We start from the raw sequence: 22,801 nt of genomic DNA on the forward strand, positions 1-22,801 counted from the left end.
AGACTATACGCTGCCTGGCAGGTTCCGGTCTTGTTTGAAGCGATACAATACCAGTTTGACGCTATCATTAGCAAAATCTGTTGTCGTAATCTGGCCATTGCAGAAAATTTTTTTAGCTTCCCCCTTGGATTCAGTTTTTGCTTACCCCATATACAGCGCAACCCAATTTAACAACCCATGTTAAAACGCAAACTCGCTTTAGGAGATAGAGCATGAATATTCGTCCTTTACATGACCGCGTCATCATCAAACGTCAGGAAGCTGAAACCAAATCAGCTGGTGGCATCGTTCTGACTGGCTCTGCCGCAGAGAAATCCACCCGTGGTACTGTTATCGCCGTTGGCAACGGCCGCATTCTGGATAACGGTGATGTGAAAGCACTGGATGTCAAAGTTGGCGACACGGTGATTTTCAACGATGGTTACGGCGTTAAGACGCAAAAGATTGATGGTGAAGAAGTGTTGATCGTCAGTGAGAACGATATCCTGGCTGTAGTTGAAGCCTAATCCATCATTGCACTAACTGAATTTAGAGGAAATTGAAAATGGCAGCAAAAGAAGTTCGTTTTGGTGATGATGCCCGCAATAAAATGCTGAAAGGTGTCAATATTCTGGCCAATGCCGTTCGTGTCACTCTGGGTCCGAAAGGTCGCAATGTGATCCTGGATAAGTCCTTCGGTTCACCGCTGATCACCAAAGATGGTGTGTCAGTTGCCAAGGAAATCGAACTGGAAGACAAGTTCGAGAACATGGGCGCCCAGATGGTGAAAGAAGTTGCCTCTAAGGCCAACGACGAAGCCGGTGACGGCACCACCACAGCCACTGTTTTGGCACAAAGCATCATCAACGAAGGTGTGAAAGCCGTTGCCGCTGGCATGAACCCAATGGATTTAAAGCGCGGTATCGACAAAGCCGTGATTGAAGCTGTTGCTGAGCTGAAAAACTTGTCACAACCTTGTGCTGACAGCAAATCAATCGCTCAGGTAGGTACTATTTCTGCCAACTCCGATGCGGAAATCGGCCAGATCATCGCCGATGCGATGGACAAAGTTGGTAAAGAAGGTGTGATCACAGTTGAAGAAGGTCAGGCGCTGGCCAACGAGCTGGACGTGGTTGAAGGTATGCAGTTTGACCGTGGCTACCTGTCACCTTACTTCATCAACAACCAGGAAGCCGGCCAGGTTGAGCTGGAAAGCCCGTTTATCCTGAATGTGGACAAGAAAATCTCCAACATCCGCGAGCTGTTGCCGGTGCTGGAAGGTGTGGCCAAAGCAGGCAAGCCATTGCTGATCATCGCAGAAGACGTAGAAGGCGAAGCCTTAGCGACTCTGGTAGTGAACAACATGCGTGGCATCGTTAAAGTAGCCGCGGTGAAAGCACCTGGTTTCGGTGACCGCCGTAAAGCCATGTTGCAGGATATTGCGGTACTGACCAATGGTACTGTGATTTCTGAGGAAATCGGCCTGGAGCTGGAAAAAGCTACGCTGGAAGATCTGGGTACTGCCAAGCGCGTGGTACTGACCAAAGACAACACCACCATCATCGATGGTGCCGGTGACGAAGACGCCATTGCTGGCCGCGTCAAGCAAATTCGTCAGCAAATCGAAGAAGCGACCTCTGATTACGACAAAGAAAAACTGCAAGAGCGTCTGGCCAAACTGGCTGGCGGTGTTGCCGTGATCAAAGTCGGTGCGTCGACTGAAATCGAAATGAAAGAGAAAAAAGCCCGCGTTGAAGACGCGCTGCACGCAACCCGTGCTGCCGTTGAAGAAGGCGTGGTACCTGGCGGTGGTGTAGCCCTGGTACGTGTTGCTGCCAAGCTGGCTGGCCTGACTGCAGAAAATGAAGATCAGAACCACGGCATCAAAATCGCCCTGCGTGCGATGGAAGCGCCACTGCGTCAAATCGTGGCCAACGCCGGTGAAGAGCCGTCAGTGGTTGTGAACAAAGTCAAAGATGGTTCTGGCAACTACGGCTACAACGCTGCCAATGAAACCTACGGCGACATGCTGGAAATGGGTATCCTGGATCCAACCAAGGTAACCCGTTCTGCACTGCAGTTCGCAGCTTCTGTTGGCTCACTGATGATCACCACCGAAGCCATGGTGACTGAAGTACCAAAAGACGAAGCCGCTGCCCCAGATATGGGCGGCATGGGCGGAATGGGTGGCATGGGCGGCATGATGTGATGCGCTCAGACCTCGTCTGAAACCCTGAAAACCCGGCCTTGGCGCCGGGTTTTTTATTGGTACAATTCAGTAGTGGGAGCTGTTAGCTGGTAGTACGGTGATAACTTGCCAGCGGCCGGTTTCACGAATAAAGAACACCGTTCGGTCACTGAGCGAAAACTCAAGCGTACTTACTTGATCATGGTTGATGGACATGGTTGGGTCGAATGGCGTCAATGCAACCACTAAGCCGTCAAATAGAGGATCTGTGATTGCCTCATCAAAGGCGACTTGTTCTTTTTGGTAGCGTTGTGCAAATTGCAACAGATCTTCGAAACTGTGCGTGCTTTGAATGGCATGCATCACAATTGCATCAATGTCATCTTGGCACTCAGAGTAAATAATAGATGCCCCCGCAAACATAGAGTCTTGCTGACTGCAAAGTTGTGAGGGAATAGGTGTATGGATAGATTCCGAAGCACTCAAAGTGAGCATGCAAACTAGAAACAACACTATCGCTTTCATAAAAACCCTGCCCTCTCAAGACGCCTGACCATTTGAGTTTCATGAGCATTTCGCCAAAAGTCAAAGCTACGAGGCTCAGACATTAACTCAAGCATAACACCAGTCACGTTTGTCATGGTTTTTAGCGATAAGTGTGTGGCAAAGTATTGATTTGCACGTCCCAAACTTCTTGTCGCAGCACCAGCGCGGCCAGGCATATTTTGGCTGCCTTGCTCTAACACTTTGCCTACTGTGTCCATTTCAAATCCAGCTGGATCAGCGACTGCTTCTGCAATCTTATGTAAATTCTCTTCAAGGCATACAATCCTGATGTCATCCATAAGGTGCGTTCGTATCATAATAGCCATAGCTTTGGATCGGAGTATATTGCGGATAGTTCCAAGGGAAAGTTCATTATCGGAAAAGAAGTTATAAAACATGGCTACTTCAACACGTTCCATCACCGCAGAACAGTGATTTTCTAACAGCCGCCCCCGTATGTTAAGGAGTTTGCTTTTTGCTTTAGTTATATTCATAAACTTAATTCCATTTAAAAACATGAAAATTATATATGTTGTTATTTTTATGTCAATAAAATATCCCTTGCTCGGAACTGCGGCATGAACATTACCCTGCTTACGATGGAGGCAGCACTACGTCAAATCGTGGCCAATGCCGGCCTTGGCGGCGGTTTTTTCTTTTTTCAAAATTAGAAACTGATGATTTATTCGCCAACCCTTGTTCTTGTTCATCATTCACAAAAGTGATTATCTTAATCGATTAATTTCGCTGTATTCTAAATTATTGTTCAAATATTCTGCGCCCAAGTTCAGTCATGAACCATTCAAACGGTGAATGCGATAATGCACTGCCGTTTCCTACCACTGGCGTTCAGCCACCTTGAGTTTGCTCCATGAGAAAAAATTTACCTGTGACCAATCGTGAGGTGCACTTAAGTGACACTTCCAACATTTTATCGACCACCAGCCCGAATAGTCATATTACCTATGTAAATGACGATTTCATTAAAATCAGCGGATTCACTGAAGCCGAGCTGATAGGGCAGCCGCATAATTTGGTGCGGCATCCCGATATGCCGACAGCGGCCTTTGAGCATATGTGGGCCACCCTTAAAGCAGGGCATTCCTGGATGGGGCTGGTAAAAAACCGTTGCAAAAATGGTGACCATTATTGGGTCAGTGCTTTTGTAACGCCGATCAGTAAGAACGGCAGCATCACTGAAATTCAATCGGTGCGTACCAAAGCCGATCCACAAAGTATTCGACGGGCTGAACAATGTTATGCCTCATTGCACGCAGGCAAAGCTGTACCAGCAAAGTCGAAAGTATCCATACCACTGAAGCTGATGCTGTGGGTGGTTTTGAGTATGCTGCTTGGTGGCTTTGGCAGCTTATTGGTGTCTGAGTTCTGGCTTCAGTTGAGCCTGAGCTTGCTGGCTCCTGTTGTGCTAAGCACAGCCGCTATTTTTTATCTGTTGGCGCCGTTAAAGCAGCTCAGAGCGCTTTCAGCCAGCATCGTTGAGAACCCGTTGAGCCAAAAATTATATACCAATCGCAATGATGAATTTGGCGGGATTGAGTTTGCACTGCGCATGTTGCAAGCCGAAACGGGATCTGTGGTTGGCCGAATTCATGATGCTTCCGGCAAACTAACTCAGCATACCCGCAGCTCACTGCAGAAAGTAGAAGCAGGCAACAAGGTCAATGCAGCGCAACAAACGGAAACCGATCAGATTGCGACGGCAGTGACTGAAATGGCGGCCAGTATCCAGCAGGTTGCATCGAGTGCTCAGGTTGCTGCCAATGCAGCAGAGGAAGCCGATAGTGAAACAGCAAGTGGCCGGCATTTGGTTGAGAAAACCAAAGGTTCCATTAAAAGTCTGGAACATGAGCTTAGCAAGGCGGCGCAAGCTATTCATGAACTTGAGAAACAAAGCTTTGAGATATCCAAGGTGCTTGAGGTGATCAGGGGAGTGGCCGAGCAAACGAATCTTCTGGCCTTAAATGCGGCTATTGAAGCGGCGCGAGCCGGTGAGCAAGGCCGGGGTTTTGCGGTTGTTGCTGATGAAGTCCGAAGCCTAGCTGGCCGAACCCGCCAATCAACAACCGATATTCAGTCGATGATCGACACCTTGCAAAACCGGGCGCAAACTGCGGTTGCGGCGATGGAACAAAGCAGTGCTCAAGCCAATGAGTGTGTTAGTGATGCGGTAGAGGCGGCTTTAGCGCTGGAGAGTATCGGCCAGAAAGTCAACAAAATCAGTGATATGAACGTACAGATAGCGATGGCTGCCGAGCAGCAGGGAACGGTAAGTGAGAGCATTAACCGGGCGGTGAACAGCATGCAGGAAGCGGCCAATGATAATGTGCATATTGGCAAAGGGAACTTAGAAAGTGCTACTGCTGTGGCCACCTTATCGAGTGGTCTGAATGAGTTGGCTCAGCAATTTTGGATGAAACGAAAAAGCTAAAGATGCTATCAAGACTCTACTGTAAGGCCGCTGATGCGGCCTTATGAACACCTGGGCGTTAGGAGCAAATGGCTGAGTGTTGTACTCGCGAACACCGGCACAACAAATAACAAAAAATGACAACTTAATGAATCCAATTCAGTCTATAGTCATATAAAGTTGACTAGTATTTAGTCAGGCTCGACCCTTGTATCGTCGAGCTACGCATCTGCGTGCTATTAATTGGAGGCAATAATGACCACACCTATTTGGCGCAAACTAATGATGGCAGGTGCCCTGGCTGGGCTGATGAGCGCAAGCTTTCATGGTCTGGCGGAGGATGCATCCAACTTAACCCTTACTTTCCAGGAGCCGGAGAAATTTACTGATATTCGGCCGGCTAATGAAAGCCGGGCACGTTTTCGCGAGCGTACTCTGGCCGGCTTTGAGCGAATTTTCCAGGAGTTCGCGGCTGAGCTGCCGGAAGGGTATCAGTGGCAGGTGACGGTGACAGACATCGATTTGGCCGGGGATGTCAATCCGATGTATAGCCGTACGGGCCAGGATATTCGGGTAGTGAAAGATCTTTATTCACCGCGAGTAGCCTTTACCCATGTACTGCGGGATGGCTACGGCGAGCAGGTGGCTGCTGGTGAAGAAAATATCCGTGATATGGGCTTTTTACAAAGCCCGCGTATGGTAGGGCCCCGGCATCAGGACCTGCGCTACGAGTACACCATGTTGAAACGCTGGTTTGAACGTGATTTGATGCCACAAATCGAAGCACATCAGGCCAAGTTGCCCAAAGTCAGCCAGTAAATTGAATTGGGCATGAAAACGGCGAGCTTAGGCTCGTCGTTTTGCTTAATGGTGCTTTAAAGCCTGCTGAAACTCTTGCAGGGTTTGATGCAATTGCTTAAGTTGCTGCACTGCACGTTGCAAGGTGGCGGTACTGAACTGCTGGCTCTGACGCATGGCAGCCACCAGTTCGGCAGTTTCTGCTAAGTAAGGCATAAAGCGGGCGCTTTGCACTTGAAAGCCGGCATTGGCCGGGAAAATGGCCTGATACTTACCCTTGCCTTGTTGTTTCAGCGCGTCCAGGGCCTGATCGGCATCCAGCGCTTTGCGGTACAACTCTTTCAGGTTGGCATCCAGTTGGTCCAGCAGTTGATCCATGGTTGCGATCTCATCCTCTATAATGGGGCGGATTATGCCATAAAGCCAGACCGCAAGCAGCAGCTTGTGCCTGGTTCATATTTCATTTTTTGCCGATTTGTTATATCATCTCATTCCTATTGATGATTGAGTGGTAACTGCTGTGCTTAGCCTGGGACGAAACGTATTGGATAAAGCGGGGATTGCGCTGACATCGCTTTGTGCGGTGCATTGCATTATGCTGCCTGTGCTGTTGCCGGTATTGCCGTTGCTTGGCGCTAGCTTTCTGGCCAACGAGAGCTTTGAACGTGCTGCTTTGCTGCTGACGATGGTGCTGGGTTTTATTGCACTGTTTTCAGGTTTTCATCGTTACCACCGTAAACTCTACCCCTTCTACTCGCTGTTTTTAGGCGGTTTTATCTACTGGCACAAAGATATTTTTGGTCACCACTGGGAGCCCGCAGTGCTCACCATAGGTGCAGCCTTTGTGGTACTGGCGCATGTGCTGAATATGCGGCTATGCCAGCGTTGCACCGCTTGTAAAACAGACGTGGCATGCAAAGATGAGGCAGAGCCACTGCAAAGCTAGCCTTTAGTCGGCTTCGAATGCCCAAATCCGGCTCCGTGCCGGATAGTTAGTAAAGATACCATCCACTCCCAACTGCTGCATCTCGCTGATGTCATCCAGTCCATCCACGGTATAGACATAGACTTTCAAGCCAAGTTGGTGGGCATCATGCACCAGCTGCTGGTCGATGAAGTTCAGATCACAGTGCACGGAATACATGCCTAAATCATGCACATACTGGGCGTAGTTCAGTTGCAGACTGGCGGTGAGGGCACCTAGCCTGAGCTGAGGCAAGGCCTGTTTCAACTGCAACAGCAGGTGATGGTTAAAAGACGACACCAGCACCTCGTTGAGGGACAAACCAAGCTCTTGCTCAGCTCTCGCCAACAAGGCCAGTAGTGGCTTGGCGGTATCCTTGCCTTTGAGCTCGATATTCAGCCAGCAGCGGCCTTGTACCAGCTCCAGTACTTGCCACAGGGTAGGAATAGGCTCGCCCTCACCGGCATCCAGCTGTTGCAGATAAGCCAGGCTATGCTGGTAAATGGTACCACTGCCATTGGTGGTGCGCTCCAGCTTGGGATCGTGAATCACGATCAGCTCACCTTCAACTGCATACACATCCACCTCGATGGCATCGGCTCCCTGCAAAATTGCCTGAGCTATCGCCAGCAGGGTATTTTCTGGAAACTCGCCACTGGCTCCCCGATGGGCAATGATTTGCATACAGGCTCCTTAAGGTGATGCGGGTATTTAGCTTAATCCGCCGTCAGTCGCTTGGCAAAGGGTGCCCCCATCCGGGTGACACTACCTGGCTGCTGCTCGGCTAAAAACTCCAGCTGTTCAGGTGCAAACGCCAGTACAACGGTGGAGCCCAACTTAAAGCGACCCATTTCATCGCCTTTTTCCAGTCGAACAGCGGTAGGGCCTGTTGCCGGGTACTGCCACCGATGCACCGTTTTACCGGTTGGTGGCGTGATGGTGCCGGCCCAAACCGTTTCAATGCTGGCAACAATGGTCGCGCCTACCAGTACCAGCGCCATTGGGCCCAGCTCGGTATCAAAGATGGTCACGACCCGCTCGTTGCGGGCAAACAGATTGGGCACATTGTCTGCGGTCAGGGGATTCACGGAGAACAAATCACCTGGCACGTAGATCATTTCGCGCAGGATGCCGCTGACGGGCATATGAATGCGATGGTAATCTTTCGGTGCCAGATAGATGGTGGCAAACTGGCCGCCAAGAAATGGCACTGCGGTTTCAGCTTCGCCGCCTAGCAGCGTTTGCAGCGAATAATCGTGGTTTTTGGCCTGCACCAGCTTGCCATCGGTAATAGCGCCTAACTGACTGATGGTGCCATCGACTGGGTGGGCAATGATATCGGCCGCTTCCGCCAGTGGCCGGATGCCATCTTTTAATGGCCGGGTAAAAAACTCATTGAAGCTGCGGTAATCACGCGCCTGTTCGTACTTGGCTTCGGTCATATCGATTTTGTAGGCTTTGATGAAAAGTTTAATCAGCATATGGCTGAAAAAGCCCAGCCGGGCGGCTGCCAGGTAACCGACCAGCCGCGAGATCAGGTGCTTAGGCAGAATGTATTGCAGAATGATTTTTACTTGGTCCATAACAGGCTCTTTTGACGTTAGAAATGATTTGGTTTGTCTTCTGCCATGCTGGTCAGAATGCGCAGATAGCTCTGGTAACGTTGTTCGCTGATGTCGCCATCGGCCACTGCTTGCAGAATAGCACAGCCGGGGTCTTTGATATGTTTGCAGTCACGAAACTTGCAATGGCCAAGAAACTGCTGAAACTCGACAAAGCCAGCGGTGACCTGCTCCGGACTAAAATGCCACAGGCCAAATTCACGAATACCGGGCGAGTCAATCAGCTGGCCGCCACTGGGTAAATGATACAGGCGTGAGGCGGTGGTGGTGTGCTGACCCAGGCCAGATACATCCGAGACCTGCTGGGTCGACAGCGCCAACTCAGGTAAAATGGCATTCATAATGGACGACTTGCCGACACCGGATTGCCCGACCAGAATACTCGTGCCTTCCTGCAGCAACTGCTGCAGCGCGGCCATGCCTTCGCCCTGTTTGGCACTCAGCCATAAGGTGGCATACCCCAAATCGCTATATAGCTGCAGCTGTTGTTGCAAGGCGTGCCGCTGTTCATCGCTCAGCAGGTCGGTTTTATTCAGTACCAGCACCGGCGGGATGCCGGTGACTTCGGCCGCCACCAGATAGCGATCGATGATCTGGGCTGAAAACTCCGGCAACACAGCCGATACCACCACAATGCGATCAATGTTGGCTGCTACCGGTTTTAAGCCATCGTAAAAATCGGGCCGAAGCAACACCGAGTCGCGCTCGGCGACTGCATCAATGATGCCATCGATACTACCCTGTGACTGACGGACCCGGCGAAATGCAACCCGATCACCAGTCACTACCGAGCTTAAGGTACGGCGCAGGTTACAGCGGATCACGCTGCCATCAGCAGCTTCAACATCGGCATGTTTGCCAAAGCGACTTAAAATAAGGCCAGGCTCGGCGGCTAAATAGATGTCGTCATCACCGGCGCTTTCCTGCTTGCTGGTATCCAGCCGCTTTTGGTTGTGCTTGGCAATACGGGCCTGTTGCTGTTTGGTTAAACGTCGTTTGGAGCTCACTCGATTCCGCCTGTTCATCACCGGTAGCCGACTAGGCGAGGTGTGGATTGCGGTGTATGATACCCTTAAACCGTTCTGTTAAAAAGTATCCGGCGCTTTAGCGCAGCTGAGAGGCGAAACCGCAATGGCAGTAAGTGAACACAATTTAATCTGGCTTGATCTGGAAATGACCGGGCTGGACCCGAAAAAAGATGTAATTCTGGAAATCGCCACCATCGTGACTGACAGTCAGCTGACTATTTTGGCCGAGGGGCCGTCGCTGGCAATCAAGCAGCCGGACGCAGTGCTGGATGGCATGGATCCCTGGTGTGTTGAGCAGCACGGCAAAAGTGGCCTGACTGAGCGTTGCCGTCGCAGCACCGTCAGCCTGGCCGAGGCTGAGCAACAAACGCTGGCCTTTTTGCGCCAGTTTGTGCCGGCCGGAAAGTCGCCGATGTGTGGCAATAGCATTGGTCAGGACCGGCGCTTTTTGGTGGAGTATGCGCCTGAGCTGGAGGCTTATTTTCACTACCGCAATCTGGATGTCAGTACCGTCAAAGAGCTGGCCAGACGTTGGGCTCCTGAGATTTTAAAACAAGTGCAAAAGCAGGGCAGCCACCTGGCGCTGGATGATATCCGTGACTCCATCGGTGAATTAGTCACCTATCGCACGCATTTTTTCAAAATTCCGCAATAAAGGGCTTGCATTGGCCGCTGGTTTTTGTAAAATGCGCGGCATCAGGAACGTCACCAGCCCTGATGCATAATGCGAGTATAGCTCAGCTGGTAGAGCGCGACCTTGCCAAGGTCGAGGTCACGAGTTCGAACCTCGTTACTCGCTCCAAATTCTGAAAAAGCAGCCTTCTGGCTGCTTTTTTGCTTTCTGTACTTGTTGATTTGAAGGCTGGTGGCGGCTGTCAGGCATCGCGTGGCAGGCCTTTTTTCACAATCCGCACCAGCCGCTCTGTTTGCCGGGGTAGTAAAGATTCATTGAGCCACTGCTTTTTCTGTTGCTGCTGCAGGGCCCAGCCGATGTGCTCTTGCACTAGCTCGGATGAAGCTGCATGCGCTAGTTGCAGCGCCTGCACGATATCCTCAGAAAAAGGCGCATTACCAAGTGCCACTGCCAGGTTGCGTTGCCAGCGCTCAAAACCAATACGGCGAATTGGGCTGCCTTCGGTACGCTGTAAAAAAGTGGGTTCATCCCAACCAAACAAGCTCAGTAAGCTTTGATCGCGCCAATGCTCTTTGATTTGAAAATCAGCTTCCAGGCTCAACGGTGCTGCCCGGTTTTCCGGGCAGACCAACTGGCAGTCGTCACAGCCATAGATCCGGTTGCCAAGTAGTGGCCGAAACTCCGGTGGAATCGCCCCTTTTAGCTCGATGGTGAGGTAGGAAATGCAGCGCCGGCCATCCACCACAAAAGGGGCAACGATGGCCTGGGTTGGGCAACTGGTGATGCAGGCGACGCAACTGCCGCAATCCCCCGGGTGTGGTTCATCAATCGGCAGTGGCAGATTGACCAGCAGTTCGCCGAGAAAAAACCAGGAGCCGGCTTCTTGATTGAGCAGCAAGCTGTGTTTACCCACCCAACCAAGCCCTGCTTTTTGCGCCAGTGGTCGCTCCAGCACCGGGGCTGAGTCCACAAAAGGTCGGTAACCTAGCTCGCTGACTTCCTGCTCTATCCGCTCAGCCAGTTGTCTCAGCTTTCTGCGGATCACCTTGTGGTAATCGCGCCCCAGCGCATAACGGCTGATGTAGGCTTGGCTTGGGTCTTGTAAATTACTGGCAAAAGCTGCGCGTTCAGGCAAATAGTCCATCCGCACTGAAATCACCCGCAGTGTACCGGGAAGTAATTCGTCAGGGCGGGCGCGAACCATGCCATGGCGCGCCATGTAATCCATTTCACCATGAAAGGCCTGCTCCAGCCAGGCCTGCAAGCGCGGCTCTTCCCGCTTTAAATCGGTATCGGTGATGCCACAGTCGGCAAAGCCAAGCTCCTTGGCCCAGGTTTTAATGCGTGTTGCCAGTGCTGCTAAGCTCATGCCGTAGTGAAGTAAAGGATGAATGCACCGATGGTAGCATAAGCACCCTTGGCTGGTAATCTTTCGTGCCGCTGTCATCAGGGATAACAGTTGGGCGGAATTTTTGTTAAAATCTGCGGTCAGAGCAGCTAAATGGTAGAGGCAAATCGCGTGCAGGCAGTAAATCGCTTTCAGATCGTGTTACTGGATGAAGCTGTGACCCAGCAAGTTGCTGCCAGACTGGCTCATTTGCTGCCAGAGCAGGCGGTGTTGTTTTTACAGGGACCTCTCGGGGCAGGAAAAACCACCTTTAGTCGCGGTTTGCTGCAAGCGCTGGGGCATCAGGGCGCAGTGAAAAGTCCCACTTACACTCTGGTAGAGCCTTACCAACTGGCGACTAGACAAATTTATCATTTTGATTTATACCGGTTAACAGATCCGGAAGAGCTTGAATTTATTGGGGGTCGCGACTATTTCAGCGACCAGGCGATTTGCCTGATTGAATGGCCGGAGCGTGGACTCGGCTTTTTGCCAGAGCCGGACCTGGTGTTAGCGCTAAGTTATCAGGCTGACGCTGACGAGCCGGTACGTACGCTGAGTATCCACGGACAGAGTGAGTTGGGCCGTTCGATAGTAACAACGATGAGTGCGCATGAAGAACGATAAGAAAAAGGTTCACTGGCTGTGGTTACTGCTGTGTTGCTGGGCTGGTTCGGTATGGGCAGCCAGCAATGAAGTGCAAAGTATCCGGATTTGGCCATCACCGGAAAATACACGGGTCGTGTTTGATTTGGCTGCTGCGCCAGATCAGCGTAGCTTTGCACTGGAGAATCCGCATCGTTTTGTCATTGATCTACGCCAGCACAAAGCCCAGAGCCGGCTGCCTGCAGCCAGTGGTGATGCCAGTCTGATTCAAAATATCCGTTCCAGCTATACCGCCAACAACCAAACGCTGCGCATCGTGCTGGATTTGTCGGAAAAAGCCTCTGCCAACGTATTTAGCCTGCCACCGACCGGGCCTTATGGGCATCGGCTGGTGGTTGACTTTAAAGGCGAGCAGCGGGAGCTGCCCGTAGCCCAGGCCCGGGCACAGCGCCAGCCTGGTCGTGATATTATCATCGCCATCGATGCTGGCCATGGGGGAGAGGACCCAGGCTCCATCGGACCTGCGGGCACTTTTGAGAAAAACCTGGTGCTGCCAATTGCTCGCCGGCTGGCGGAGCTGATTAATAACGAGCCGGGTATGAAAGCCGTGCTGGTGCGTACCGGCGATTACTTTGTACACCTGAATCGGCGGACAGATATTGCCCGAGAGATGCAGGCTGATTTGCTGGTCTCGATTCACGCCGATGCCTTTACTTCACCACAACCGCGTGGAGCTGCTGTCTGGGTATTGTCCTTACGCCGTGCTACCTCGGAAGTAGGTCGAATGCTGGAGCAAAAAGAGCGCCATTCTGAGCTGCTCGGTGGGGTCGGTGAAATTATCCGCGACTCAACGCAGGAGCGTTATCTGGCGCAAACCGTGCTGGATTTGTCGATGAATCATTCGATGGTGTCGGCGCACCAGGCTGCAACACATGTATTGGCTGAGCTTGGGCAAATTACTCGGTTACATCGGCGCGAGCCTCAAGCGGCCAGTTTGGCGGTGCTGCGCTCGCCCGATATCCCATCGATCTTGGTGGAAGTCGGTTTTATCTCCAACCCGCAGGAAGAGCAGCAGCTTCGTACGGCTCAGCACCAACAGCGTCTGGCGCAATCCATGTTCCAGGGCCTACGCCGGCATTTTCGCGAATCACCGCCTGCCGACTCCTTGTTTGCGCAGCATCGCTCGCGGGAGCATAGGGTCGAGCGTGGCGAGTCTTTATCGCTGGTTGCTCAGCGTTACAATGTATCGGTAGAAGCCTTGCGGCAACACAATCAGCTCAATGGCGATACCATCCGTATCGGCCAGGTGCTGCGGATCCCAGACTAATGCCAATTCAGATTTTGCCGCCGCAGCTAGCCAATCAGATTGCGGCGGGAGAGGTCGTCGAACGCCCTGCCTCTGTGGTGAAGGAGCTGGTGGAAAATGCGTTGGATGCTGGTGCCAGCCAAATCGATATTGATATTGAGAAAGGCGGTGCCCGACTGATCCGCATCCGGGATAACGGTTGCGGTATTGCTCAGCAGGAACTAACCCTGGCGTTAAGCCGCCATGCCACCAGTAAAATCAGCAGTCTGGATGATTTGGAGCGGATACTTAGCCTGGGTTTTCGTGGTGAAGCCCTGGCCAGTATCAGTTCGGTGGCTCGTTTAAGCTTGACCTCGCGGCCAGCCAATCAAGAGACTGGCTGGCAAGCCAGTGCCGAAGGACGGGATATGCACGTTCAGCTGCGTCCAGCCGCTCACCCAGTGGGCAGCACGGTCGAGGTGCTGGATTTATTTTTCAATACGCCGGCCCGTCGTAAATTTCTGCGTACCGAGAAAACCGAATTTTTCCATATCGATGAGCTGATTAAACGGCTGGCACTTAGTCGTTTTGATGTGGGGTGGACACTCAGTCACAACGGCCAGCCGGTGCGACGTTTAAAAGCCGCCAGTACTGCCGCCCAACAATTGCAGCGGGTGGGCAGTCTTTGTGGCCGACGCTTTGCCGACAGCGCCTGCTGGATTGAAAACCAACACCAGCAATTGAAGCTCTGGGGTTGGTTGTTACCGCCTGCAGCCATCGAGCGGCAAGCCGGCTGCCAGTACAGTTACGTTAATGGCCGGATGATGCGCGATAAATTGCTCAATCATGCCATCCGGCAAGCCTATGGCGAACATTTAAGCGACGATCAGCAACCGGTTTTTGTGCTGTATCTGGAGCTGCCAGCGACGGAAGTGGATGTGAATGTGCACCCGGCCAAGCATGAGGTGCGTTTTCATCAGGCCCGTTTGGTGCACGACTTTGTTGCCAGTGCGCTTGGCGATGCCCTGGCGCAGTTGCAGCCTGAGGCATTGATTACGGCTACAACGCCGGTCAGTATGCAAGCGCAAGCAGAGCCGGCATTGTCAGCGGTTTGGAAAACACCTCCAGGCCCTGGACAAACCGCCACTGCCCGCAGTAGCCGTAGTTATAATCCACCCGCGAAACCAGCGGCTGCAGAGGTCGCGCGCCAGTTGCAGTACTTGGATGCTCTGCAGCAAGGCAGCCAGCAACATGAGGTCAGTCAGCTGCAGGATGCAGGCAAGGCTTCCTATGTGCTGGCGCCGCAGACAGAAACCGTAAGCGCATCAGCGCCGGCTGCAGCGACACCCTGGTCGGTGCAAAATCGCTTTTTGCTGCTGCAATGCGATGAGGGCATCCAGCTACGTAGCCTGGCCAAAGGCATGGCGCTGCTGTGCCAGGCCACGACAAACGAGCGTCCTGCTGGCAAAACCTTGCTGGTACCGATGCGGCTGGCCGTCAGCCCGGAGGAAGTGACGTTATTACAACAGCTGGCCGATAGGCTGGTTGGGCTGGGCTTTGATTTACTGCTGCGTGATCAGTTGCTGATTGTGCGGGCCGTGCCGCTTTGGTTGCAACGCAGTCCATTGCAACAGTGCCTGCTGCCGTTTTTCCAGCAATTGCAACAGAACGATTTGGCCGGCGCCATCGATATACTGCTAAAGGCGCATTGGCTTCAGGCCGATACCCTTATACACTATCAGCCAGAACTGTTGAGTGATGGATTAGAAGCCGCCACTGTAGCCATTGATATCAACCCGGCCGTTCAGGCACTGGAGCAATAAGATGCCAGAGCAAACTCCGGTTGTATTTTTGATGGGGCCAACGGCATCCGGCAAAACAGCACTGGCATTGGCGCTGGCGGCGGAGCTTCCGGTTGATATCATCAGTGTTGACAGTGCCTTGATTTACCGGGGTATGGATATTGGTACAGCCAAGCCGTCAGCAGAAGAACTGGCGGCGGCACCCCATTATTTGATTGATATTAAAGATCCAGCCGAGGCGTATTCAGCCGCAGATTTTCGCAGCGATGCATTGGCCTGCATTGAACGCAGCCAACAGCGGGGCCGTTTGCCACTGCTGGTAGGCGGTACCATGTTGTATTTCAAAGCGCTGTTGCAAGGCATTTCACCCTTACCGGCGGCAGACCCACAAATCAGGGCTGAGTTGGAACAGGAAGCACAGGAAAAAGGCTGGGAGGCACTGCATCAGGAACTTTCCGTCATTGACCCTGTCTCAGCTGCTCGGATACATCCAAATGATCCACAGCGTATTAACCGGGCGCTGGAGGTCTATCGCATCAGCGGTCAGACCATGACGGAGCTAACGGCACAGCAAGGCAGTGCCTTGCCCTTTCCGGTTCGGCAATTTGCGATAGCGCCGACCGATCGGGCCGAGCTGCACAGACGTATAGAATTACGCTTCATGCAAATGCTGGCAGCTGGCTTTGAGCAGGAAGTGCAACAACTTAAGCAGCGGGGTGACTTGCATCTGCAATTGCCATCGATGCGCTGTGTAGGCTACCGACAGATGTGGCATTATCTGGATGGTGCTATCGATCACCAGCAGATGCAACAACAAGGAATTGCCGCTACCCGGCAACTGGCTAAGCGACAATTGACCTGGTTGCGGGGCTGGCAGAATGTAAACTGGTTGAAAACTGAAGCAAAACTGACGGAAAACTTGCAAGCGGTGTTAACTTCGCTAAGCTAAACTCGGGACGCAAAAAAATAGTCAGTTGTTTAACTTGAAAAATCTAAATGAATCCATAGATCAAGCGGACTTATAACAATAAGGAATGCGGCACATGGCAAAAGGCCAATCATTACAGGATCCTTTCCTGAACACTTTACGGCGGGAGCGTATCCCGGTTTCTATCTATCTGGTCAATGGTATTAAATTGCAGGGGCAGGTTGAGTCTTTTGATCAATTCGTCATTCTGTTAAAGAATACAGTCAGCCAAATGGTTTACAAACATGCCATTTCAACGGTGGTGCCTTCGCGGGCAGTGAACACCATGATGGCTCACGCCAACAGCGGGAGCGACTCTGACGAAGCAGACGATTAACCCCTCCGCAGCAACAGGGCCAAACAGCCCGGATCCATCGGGTATGGATCTGGAACGGGCAGTGCTGGTTCAGGTCGAGTTTTCTGCGCAAAGGCAGCAGGAATCTTTGCACGAACTTGTATTGCTGGCTCGATCGGCGGGTGTCGAGGTGGTGGATACGGTGCGTTGTCGCAGGCAGCGACCGGACAGCCGTTATTACGTTGGTTCAGGCATTGCACAATCTCTGGCAGAGCACGTCATTGCATCCGAACTGACGGTCCTTATATTTAATCACGATCTGAGTCCGGCGCAGACTCGCAATCTGGAACGTTGTTGTCAGTGCCGTGTAATTGACCGTACCACCCTGATCCTGGATATTTTTTCGCAGCGGGCCCGCAGCTACGAAGGCAAGCTGCAGGTAGAACTGGCACAACTGCGGCATTTATCGTCGCGTTTGGTGCGTGGCTGGGATAATGCCGAGCGGCAAAAAGGCGGCATTGGTTTACGTGGCCCGGGCGAAACCAAACTGGAAACGGATCGGCGCTTGCTGCGTCAGCGTGTTACTGCTTTGCGTCAGCGGTTGGATAAAATGACGAAGCAGCGCGAGCAAGGCCGTCAAGCCAGGCATAGAGCTGCAGTGCCTGTGTTGGCATTGGTCGGTTATACCAATGCTGGTAAGTCCTCATTGTTTAATCGCCTGACGCAAGCCAATGTCCATGCGGCAGATCAACTGTTTGCCACCCTGGATCCTACTTTACGCCGTCTGGAGCTGGCTCATTTTGGTGATGTCGTGCTGGCCGATACCGTTGGCTTTATCCGTGAGTTGCCTCACGATTTGGTTGCCGCATTCAAATCCACCTTGCAGGAAACTCAGGATGCTGATCTGGTGCTGTTGGTGGTGGATTATGCCGATGGCGATTATCCAGCGAAGTTGGCACAGGTGCAAAAAGTGCTGGCCGAAATTGAAGCCTCCGAGGTGCCACAACTGCTGGTTTGGAATAAAATTGATCAGTGTGCGCTGGCTCCCCGTATTGATCGTGACGAAGACGACTTACCACAGGCGGTGTATTTGTCGGCGCAGACCGGGGAAGGGGTGCCACTGTTGCTGGACGCTATCCGACAGCGGTTGGCGCAGCACTATTTACGCCTGACACTATCCTTGCCGGCTGATGCTGGTATCTGGCGGGCGCGCTTGCATCAATTGCATGCAGTTGAACAGGAGCACTTTACCGAGCAGGGTACAACGGAACTGCGCATCAGTGTTTCAGCGACCGATTGGGGACGTTTGCTGCAGCAAAGTAAAGGCAGACTGGAAAACTATATCGTCAGCGAACCGCTTTTTTGATACATTAACCCAAATTGCAATATTGAGTGGAGTAGACCATGGCTTGGAATGAGCCGGGCAAGAATGGCAAAGATAACGACCCTTGGAAACAAGGGGGTCGTGATCAAGGCCCGCCCGATTTAGATGAAGTGTTTCGTAATTTTGGTAAGAAGTTTGGTGGCATCTTTGGCGGCTCTGGCGGGGGCAACCAAAGTTCCTCTGGTGGCGGCTCTATATCTACCTTGCTCTTGCTGGTGGCTATTGTAGCGGCGTTGGTCTGGGCCTTCAGTGGATTTTACACCATCAAAGAATCCGAGCGGGGAGTGATCCTGCGTTTCGGTCAGTACCATACCGAAGTGGGGGCAGGCATTCACTGGAAACCCACCTTTATTGATCAGGTGCGACCGGTCGATATCGCCAGTGTTCGCTCTTTCCGAACCGATGGCTTTATGCTGACCCAGGATCAGAATCTGGTGCGGGTGACCTTTGAAATTCAGTACCGGGTGTTTGATGCGCGCTCTTACCTGTTCTCGGTGGTGAACGCAGACAACAGCCTGCAGGAAGCGACCGACGCAGCTTTGCGTTTTGTGATTGGTCACTCGCTGATGGATGATATCCTGACTCGTGGCCGGGAAGTGGTGCGGCAAAATACCCGCCAGGAACTGGAAACCATCATAACGCCATACCAGATGGGTCTGACCCTGGTGGATGTCAACTTCCGTGATGCCCGTCCACCGGAAGAAGTGCGTGATGCTTTCGATGATGCCATAGCAGCACAGGAAGATCAGGAACGTTTTGTGCGTGAAGCAGAAGCCTATGCCCGTGAAATTGAACCTCGTGCCCGTGGTCAGGTGAACCGGATCATGCAAGAAGCAGAAGCCTATCGCCAACAGGTGATTTTACGCGCCCAGGGGGAAGTGGCTCGGTTCGAGCAGTTGCTGCCTCAGTATCTGGCTGCACCGCGTGTGACCCGTGAGCGTTTGTATCTGGAAACCATGGAAGAAGTGTACAGCAACACCTCTAAAGTCTTGATCGATGTCAGCAGCGGCAACAACATCATGTACTTGCCACTGGATCAAATGTTAAAAGGTGGTGCGGGTGGTTCCGGCTCGTCCAGCGCCTTGCCAGTAACGCCTCCGCGTTCTTTGCAGGACTCGCAAAATACCGCTCCGCGGCAGGATGGCATTCGTGGCACCACAACTCGTGATGGGAGACGTTAAGGCATGAAAAATTTAATTGTAGCAATCCTGGTGGTTGCCGGCCTGATCCTGTCTTCGGCGCTCTTTGTGGTGCCGGAAGGTGAGCGGGCCATCGTGATCCAGTTCGGTAAGATTCAGCGTGATGCTGCCGGCGATGTGCAGGTGTTTGAGCCAGGCCTGCATTTTAAAATTCCGATGATTGAAACCGTGCGTAAGCTGGATGCGCGGGTACAAACCCTGGATGATCCGGCCGATCGCTTTGTGACCGCAGAAAAGAAAGACTTGTTGGTCAACAGCTATGTTAAATGGCGCATTCGTGACTTTGGTCAGTACTTCTTAAGTACCGGTGGCAATACCCAGCAAGCTGAAGTGCTGTTAAAGCAGTACATCAACAACGGTTTGCGGACCGAGTTTGGTACCCGTACCATTCCGGAAATTGTCTCTGGTGAGCGGACCGAGTTGATGGAGAGCGCCCTGCAGCAAGCTGGTATTGCGGCAGCTGAGCTTGGCATTGAAGTCATTGACGTACGGGTGAAGCAAATTAACCTGCCGGATGAAATCAGTATTTCCATCTTTGCCCGGATGCGGGCCGAGCGTCAGGCGGTTGCCCGTGAGCATCGCTCACGCGGTATGGAAGAAGCCGAAAAGATCCGGGCTGATGTCGATGCCCGTATCACCGTTATGCTGGCCGATGCAGAGCGTAACTCACGCACCGTGCGCGGTGAAGGGGATGCACAGGCAGCCAACATCTATGCGGATACCTACAACCAGGATGCGGAGTTCTTCTCCTTTATCCGTAGCTTAGAAGCGTACAAGCGCAGCTTCCGCAGTAAGGACGATGTGTTGGTGATTCAACCGGACAGCGACTTCTTCAAACACATGAAGACGATACAACGTCAATAAACCATGTACATAAAAAAGAGGCCCCGCGGGGCCTTTTTGTTAGGTAAATCATTATGTATCAACATTTGTATCAGCACTTTTTGCAGGGGCATCAGGGCAAGCAACACTTTGCCAGTCACTCCCACCACTTCTGGCCGGATGTCACCCGCCAGGCCATGCTGGACTACTGGGACTTAAGCGCGCGCAGCTCCGATGAAAAGTGGCAAACCATCTTTGGCGAGGTGTTGCCGCAAACGCAGCAATTACTGGCAGCCCAGCTGGGCAGCCAACAACCGCAGCAACTGGTGTTCGCGCCCAATACCCATGAGCTGGTGATGCGTTTGCTCAGTTGTTTTGACTGGCGCCAACCCATCCGCATCCTGACAAGCGACAGTGAGTTTTACAGTTTCCAGCGCCAGGTGAGCAGGCTGCAGGAAGACAACCTGGTGCAACTGACGGTGATTCCAACCGAACCCTTCACTGACTTTGAGCAGCGTTTTGTCGCAGCAGCGGCCAGTCAGGAATTTGAGTTGATTTTCTGCAGCCAGGTGTTTTTTAATTCCGGTGTGGCACTGGCAGATTTAACAGCCTTTGTTCAGCAGTTGGCCGCAGTGTCACAAGCGATGATTGCCATTGACGGTTATCATGCCTTTATGGCTTTGCCAGTGGATTTGTCGGCCATTGAATCGCGTATCTTTTATCTGGCTGGCAGCTACAAGTATGCTCAGGCGGGTGAGGGCTGTTGTTTCATGCTCTGCCCAAAGGATAACTCCTACCGACCGCTTTATACCGGTTGGTTTGCTGAGTTTGGTACTTTAAGTGCAGAGCGTGGTGAGCGGGTGCCATACAGTACCGATGGCTTTCGTTTTGCCGGCGCTACCATGGACTTCAGTGCTCTGTTTCGTTTGCATGCAGTGCTGCGTTTATTGCACAGCGAGCAGATCAGTGTCAGCCGCATTCATCACTATGTGCAGCAGCTGCAACAGGCTTTTTTACAACAGCTCAGCACCTTGTCACAGACGGCACTGAGCAATGAACAGCTGTTGCAGCGCGATGTGCAGCACCACGGTCATTTTTTCACCTTTGCTCTGCCAACAGCCGATGAGGCTGCAGCGCTGGCTGATTTTTTAAAGCAACATCATATTCTTACGGATTACCGTGGCAACCGATTGCGTTTTGGTTTTGCCCTCTATCAATGCGCTGAACAGTTCGATTTGCGCTGTCTGGAGCGATTTACGACGAGTAACTGACTTTTTTTCAGCCATCCAGATGCAGTTTGCTCAGAGTTTTGGTAGAATCCACGCCTATTTTTTTTCCATGTTGTAGGAACCATGGCCAAAAACGTCGTTGTGTTGGGCACCCAATGGGGTGACGAAGGTAAAGGTAAAATCGTTGACTTGTTAACTGATAAAGCCAGCTATGTGGTGCGCTATCAGGGCGGTCATAATGCAGGTCATACCCTGGTAATTGGTGGTGAGAAAACGGTTCTGCACCTTATCCCGTCAGGCATTCTGCGTGACAACGTCACTTGCGTGATCGGCAATGGTGTGGTGGTATCGCCGGAAGCTCTGCTAAAAGAAATGGCCATGCTGGAACAGCGTGGTATCCCGGTGAAAGATCGCCTGGTACTGAGCGAAGCCTGCCCATTGATCCTGCCGATCCATGTTGCTCTGGATATTGCCCGTGAGAAAGCGCGTGGTGCCAAAGCAATTGGTACCACAGGTCGTGGCATCGGCCCAGCCTACGAGGACAAGGTGGCTCGTCGAGGTTTGCGTGTTGGTGACTTGTTCAATCCGGAGCTGTTTGCTGAAAAGCTGAAAACAGTGATGGAACTGCACAACTTTACTCTGACGCAATTCTACCAGGCAGAAGCAGTTGATTATCAGCAAACGTTGGATGATGCGCTGGCCATTGCCGATACACTGAAAGCCATGGTGGCTGATGTCACCGATTTGCTGGACAAAGCGCGGCGCGACGGCAAGGCCATTATGTTTGAAGGTGCCCAGGGTACTTTGCTTGATATTGACCATGGGACTTACCCCTATGTTACTTCATCCAATACCACGGCGGGTGGTGTGGCGACAGGGTGTGGTTTTGGCCCTCGTTACCTGGACTATGTGCTGGGTATTGTCAAAGCCTACACTACCCGGGTTGGCGCTGGTCCATTCCCAACCGAGCTGCACTGTGCGGCTGGTGAGCATCTTGGTGTTAAAGGCCATGAGTTTGGTGCCACTACCGGCCGTAAACGTCGCACCGGCTGGTTTGATGCGGTGGCGGTGCGTCGGGCGGTACAGCTGAACAGTATTTCCGGTTTTTGTCTGACGAAGCTGGATGTGCTGGATGGGCTGGAAACGGTCAGTATCTGTACCGGCTATCAGATGCCATCCGGCGAAGTGCTGGATGTGCCACCACTGGCAGCGGAAGGCTACGAGCAGGTCACGCCTGTGTATGAAACCATGCCAGGCTGGCAGGACAGTACTTTTGGTTGTCAGTCGGTTGATGATTTACCGCAAGCGGCACGCAATTACATTGCGCGTTTGGAAGAGCTCACTGGCGTGCCGATTGATATTATCTCGACCGGTCCGGACAGAAATGAAACGATTACTTTACGGCACCCTTTTACAAGCGCCTAGTTTTTTGTGATGTTCGGTTCCTTAAAAAGCTGCCATTAGGGCAGCTTTTTTTATATGATACACAATCAGGTAAATATGAGGTTGCTAAAATGAAGTTGTATCTTGTTGTATTTGCATCGCTTTTGTTGGTCGCCTGTGGTGGATCTGGTTCTAATTCATCAGGGGCCACCGGCGGTCCTCCACCACCAACGGGCCCAAATCAAAGTCAATTTT

23 protein-coding genes and 1 tRNA gene are annotated in these 22,801 nt (G+C 52.2%); 17 read left to right on the forward strand and 7 right to left on the reverse strand.

The window, feature by feature from the left end; translation table 11 throughout:
* The first annotated feature begins 212 nt into the window (after positions 1 to 212).
* Both JJU14_RS03085 and groL read left to right on the forward strand, forming a co-directional pair.
* Positions 213 to 506 carry a co-chaperone GroES gene (locus tag JJU14_RS03085; protein WP_091339034.1) on the forward strand — a complete coding sequence of 98 codons (294 nt, stop codon included), beginning with the start codon at positions 213 to 215 and terminating at the stop codon, positions 504 to 506.
* Between the two features lie 38 nt (positions 507 to 544).
* Complete coding sequence (gene groL / locus JJU14_RS03090; RefSeq protein ID WP_091339030.1) at positions 545 to 2,188, forward strand: chaperonin GroEL; 1,644 nt, start codon at positions 545 to 547, stop codon at positions 2,186 to 2,188.
* Positions 2,189 to 2,254: 66 nt separating this feature from the next.
* Here groL and JJU14_RS03095 read toward each other — a convergent pair whose 3' ends face one another.
* Positions 2,255 to 2,692, reverse strand: a complete 438-nt coding sequence (locus tag JJU14_RS03095) for a hypothetical protein (protein ID WP_228611137.1) — start codon at positions 2,690 to 2,692, stop codon at positions 2,255 to 2,257.
* Complete coding sequence (locus JJU14_RS03100; RefSeq protein ID WP_228611138.1) at positions 2,689 to 3,207, reverse strand: hypothetical protein; 519 nt, start codon at positions 3,205 to 3,207, stop codon at positions 2,689 to 2,691. The genes JJU14_RS03095 and JJU14_RS03100 overlap by 4 nt, the downstream gene beginning before the upstream one ends.
* A gap of 377 nt (positions 3,208 to 3,584) precedes the next feature.
* On the opposite strand from JJU14_RS03100, the gene JJU14_RS03105 reads away from it, so the two are divergent.
* Entirely contained in the window at positions 3,585 to 5,162 is a 1,578-nt protein-coding gene (locus tag JJU14_RS03105) for a PAS domain-containing methyl-accepting chemotaxis protein (protein ID WP_228611139.1), read from the forward strand.
* Positions 5,163 to 5,396: 234 nt separating this feature from the next.
* Positions 5,397 to 5,960 carry a DUF3016 domain-containing protein gene (locus JJU14_RS03110; RefSeq protein ID WP_228611140.1) on the forward strand — a complete coding sequence of 188 codons (564 nt, stop codon included), beginning with the start codon at positions 5,397 to 5,399 and terminating at the stop codon, positions 5,958 to 5,960.
* A gap of 45 nt (positions 5,961 to 6,005) precedes the next feature.
* Here JJU14_RS03110 and JJU14_RS03115 read toward each other — a convergent pair whose 3' ends face one another.
* Positions 6,006 to 6,317 (reverse strand): prephenate dehydrogenase, encoded by a 312-nt coding sequence (locus tag JJU14_RS03115; RefSeq protein WP_091339016.1) that lies wholly within the window; start codon positions 6,315 to 6,317, stop codon positions 6,006 to 6,008.
* Between the two features lie 130 nt (positions 6,318 to 6,447).
* Here JJU14_RS03115 and JJU14_RS03120 point away from each other — a divergent pair, with 130 nt between their 5' ends.
* Positions 6,448 to 6,885, forward strand: a complete 438-nt coding sequence (locus JJU14_RS03120; RefSeq protein WP_228611141.1) for a MerC domain-containing protein — start codon at positions 6,448 to 6,450, stop codon at positions 6,883 to 6,885.
* Between the two features lie 3 nt (positions 6,886 to 6,888).
* On the opposite strand, the gene JJU14_RS03125 is transcribed toward JJU14_RS03120, so the two are convergent.
* The 3 genes from JJU14_RS03125 to rsgA are packed head-to-tail and all read right to left on the reverse strand — an operon-like array spanning position 6,889 to position 9,532.
* Complete coding sequence (locus JJU14_RS03125; protein ID WP_228611142.1) at positions 6,889 to 7,587, reverse strand: glycerophosphodiester phosphodiesterase family protein; 699 nt, start codon at positions 7,585 to 7,587, stop codon at positions 6,889 to 6,891.
* A 32-nt stretch (positions 7,588 to 7,619) separates the two neighbouring features.
* On the reverse strand, positions 7,620 to 8,486 hold the full coding sequence (gene asd / locus JJU14_RS03130; RefSeq protein WP_228611143.1) for an archaetidylserine decarboxylase: 867 nt from the start codon (positions 8,484 to 8,486) through the stop codon (positions 7,620 to 7,622).
* Positions 8,487 to 8,503: 17 nt separating this feature from the next.
* A complete protein-coding gene (gene rsgA, locus JJU14_RS03135) occupies positions 8,504 to 9,532 on the reverse strand; it encodes a small ribosomal subunit biogenesis GTPase RsgA (protein ID WP_228611144.1) in 1,029 nt (342 codons plus the stop codon).
* Positions 9,533 to 9,656: 124 nt separating this feature from the next.
* On the opposite strand from rsgA, the gene orn reads away from it, so the two are divergent.
* Positions 9,657 to 10,208, forward strand: a complete 552-nt coding sequence (orn, locus tag JJU14_RS03140; protein WP_228611145.1) for an oligoribonuclease — start codon at positions 9,657 to 9,659, stop codon at positions 10,206 to 10,208.
* Positions 10,209 to 10,279: 71 nt separating this feature from the next.
* Positions 10,280 to 10,355, forward strand: a tRNA-Gly gene (locus JJU14_RS03145).
* A gap of 73 nt (positions 10,356 to 10,428) precedes the next feature.
* Here JJU14_RS03145 and queG read toward each other — a convergent pair.
* Positions 10,429 to 11,556: a tRNA epoxyqueuosine(34) reductase QueG gene (queG, locus tag JJU14_RS03150; RefSeq protein ID WP_228611146.1), complete on the reverse strand. Its 1,128-nt coding sequence runs from the start codon at positions 11,554 to 11,556 to the stop codon at positions 10,429 to 10,431.
* Between the two features lie 132 nt (positions 11,557 to 11,688).
* Here queG and tsaE point away from each other — a divergent pair, with 132 nt between their 5' ends.
* The 10 genes from tsaE to JJU14_RS03200 all read left to right on the forward strand — a co-directional run bounded on the left by tsaE (position 11,689) and on the right by JJU14_RS03200 (position 22,588).
* Positions 11,689 to 12,201 carry a tRNA (adenosine(37)-N6)-threonylcarbamoyltransferase complex ATPase subunit type 1 TsaE gene (tsaE, locus tag JJU14_RS03155; RefSeq protein ID WP_228611147.1) on the forward strand — a complete coding sequence of 171 codons (513 nt, stop codon included), beginning with the start codon at positions 11,689 to 11,691 and terminating at the stop codon, positions 12,199 to 12,201.
* Complete coding sequence (locus JJU14_RS03160; RefSeq protein WP_228611148.1) at positions 12,188 to 13,507, forward strand: N-acetylmuramoyl-L-alanine amidase; 1,320 nt, start codon at positions 12,188 to 12,190, stop codon at positions 13,505 to 13,507. Before tsaE ends, JJU14_RS03160 begins: the two co-directional genes overlap by 14 nt.
* Positions 13,507 to 15,288 (forward strand): DNA mismatch repair endonuclease MutL, encoded by a 1,782-nt coding sequence (mutL, locus tag JJU14_RS03165; protein ID WP_228611149.1) that lies wholly within the window; start codon positions 13,507 to 13,509, stop codon positions 15,286 to 15,288. The genes JJU14_RS03160 and mutL overlap by 1 nt, the downstream gene beginning before the upstream one ends.
* A gap of 1 nt (position 15,289) precedes the next feature.
* On the forward strand, positions 15,290 to 16,216 hold the full coding sequence (gene miaA / locus JJU14_RS03170) for a tRNA (adenosine(37)-N6)-dimethylallyltransferase MiaA (RefSeq protein ID WP_228611150.1): 927 nt from the start codon (positions 15,290 to 15,292) through the stop codon (positions 16,214 to 16,216).
* 94 nt (positions 16,217 to 16,310) lie between these two features.
* Positions 16,311 to 16,571, forward strand: coding sequence for an RNA chaperone Hfq (hfq, locus tag JJU14_RS03175; protein WP_091338981.1), 261 nt, complete (start codon positions 16,311 to 16,313; stop codon positions 16,569 to 16,571).
* Between the two features lie 43 nt (positions 16,572 to 16,614).
* Positions 16,615 to 17,895, forward strand: a complete 1,281-nt coding sequence (gene hflX, locus JJU14_RS03180) for a ribosome rescue GTPase HflX (protein WP_228611151.1) — start codon at positions 16,615 to 16,617, stop codon at positions 17,893 to 17,895.
* 38 nt (positions 17,896 to 17,933) lie between these two features.
* Positions 17,934 to 19,094: an FtsH protease activity modulator HflK gene (gene hflK, locus JJU14_RS03185; RefSeq protein ID WP_228611152.1), complete on the forward strand. Its 1,161-nt coding sequence runs from the start codon at positions 17,934 to 17,936 to the stop codon at positions 19,092 to 19,094.
* A gap of 3 nt (positions 19,095 to 19,097) precedes the next feature.
* Positions 19,098 to 19,976: a protease modulator HflC gene (hflC, locus tag JJU14_RS03190; RefSeq protein WP_228611153.1), complete on the forward strand. Its 879-nt coding sequence runs from the start codon at positions 19,098 to 19,100 to the stop codon at positions 19,974 to 19,976.
* A gap of 53 nt (positions 19,977 to 20,029) precedes the next feature.
* Positions 20,030 to 21,205, forward strand: a complete 1,176-nt coding sequence (locus JJU14_RS03195; protein ID WP_228611154.1) for an aminotransferase class V-fold PLP-dependent enzyme — start codon at positions 20,030 to 20,032, stop codon at positions 21,203 to 21,205.
* 81 nt (positions 21,206 to 21,286) lie between these two features.
* The gene (locus JJU14_RS03200; RefSeq protein ID WP_228611155.1) at positions 21,287 to 22,588 is read left to right on the forward strand and encodes an adenylosuccinate synthase; all 1,302 of its coding nucleotides are present in this window, start codon (positions 21,287 to 21,289) and stop codon (positions 22,586 to 22,588) included.
* Positions 22,589 to 22,801: the final 213 nt, after the last annotated feature.

This window comes from Alkalimonas sp. (genome assembly GCF_020831925.1).
Lineage (GTDB): Bacteria > Pseudomonadota > Gammaproteobacteria > Enterobacterales > Alteromonadaceae > Alkalimonas.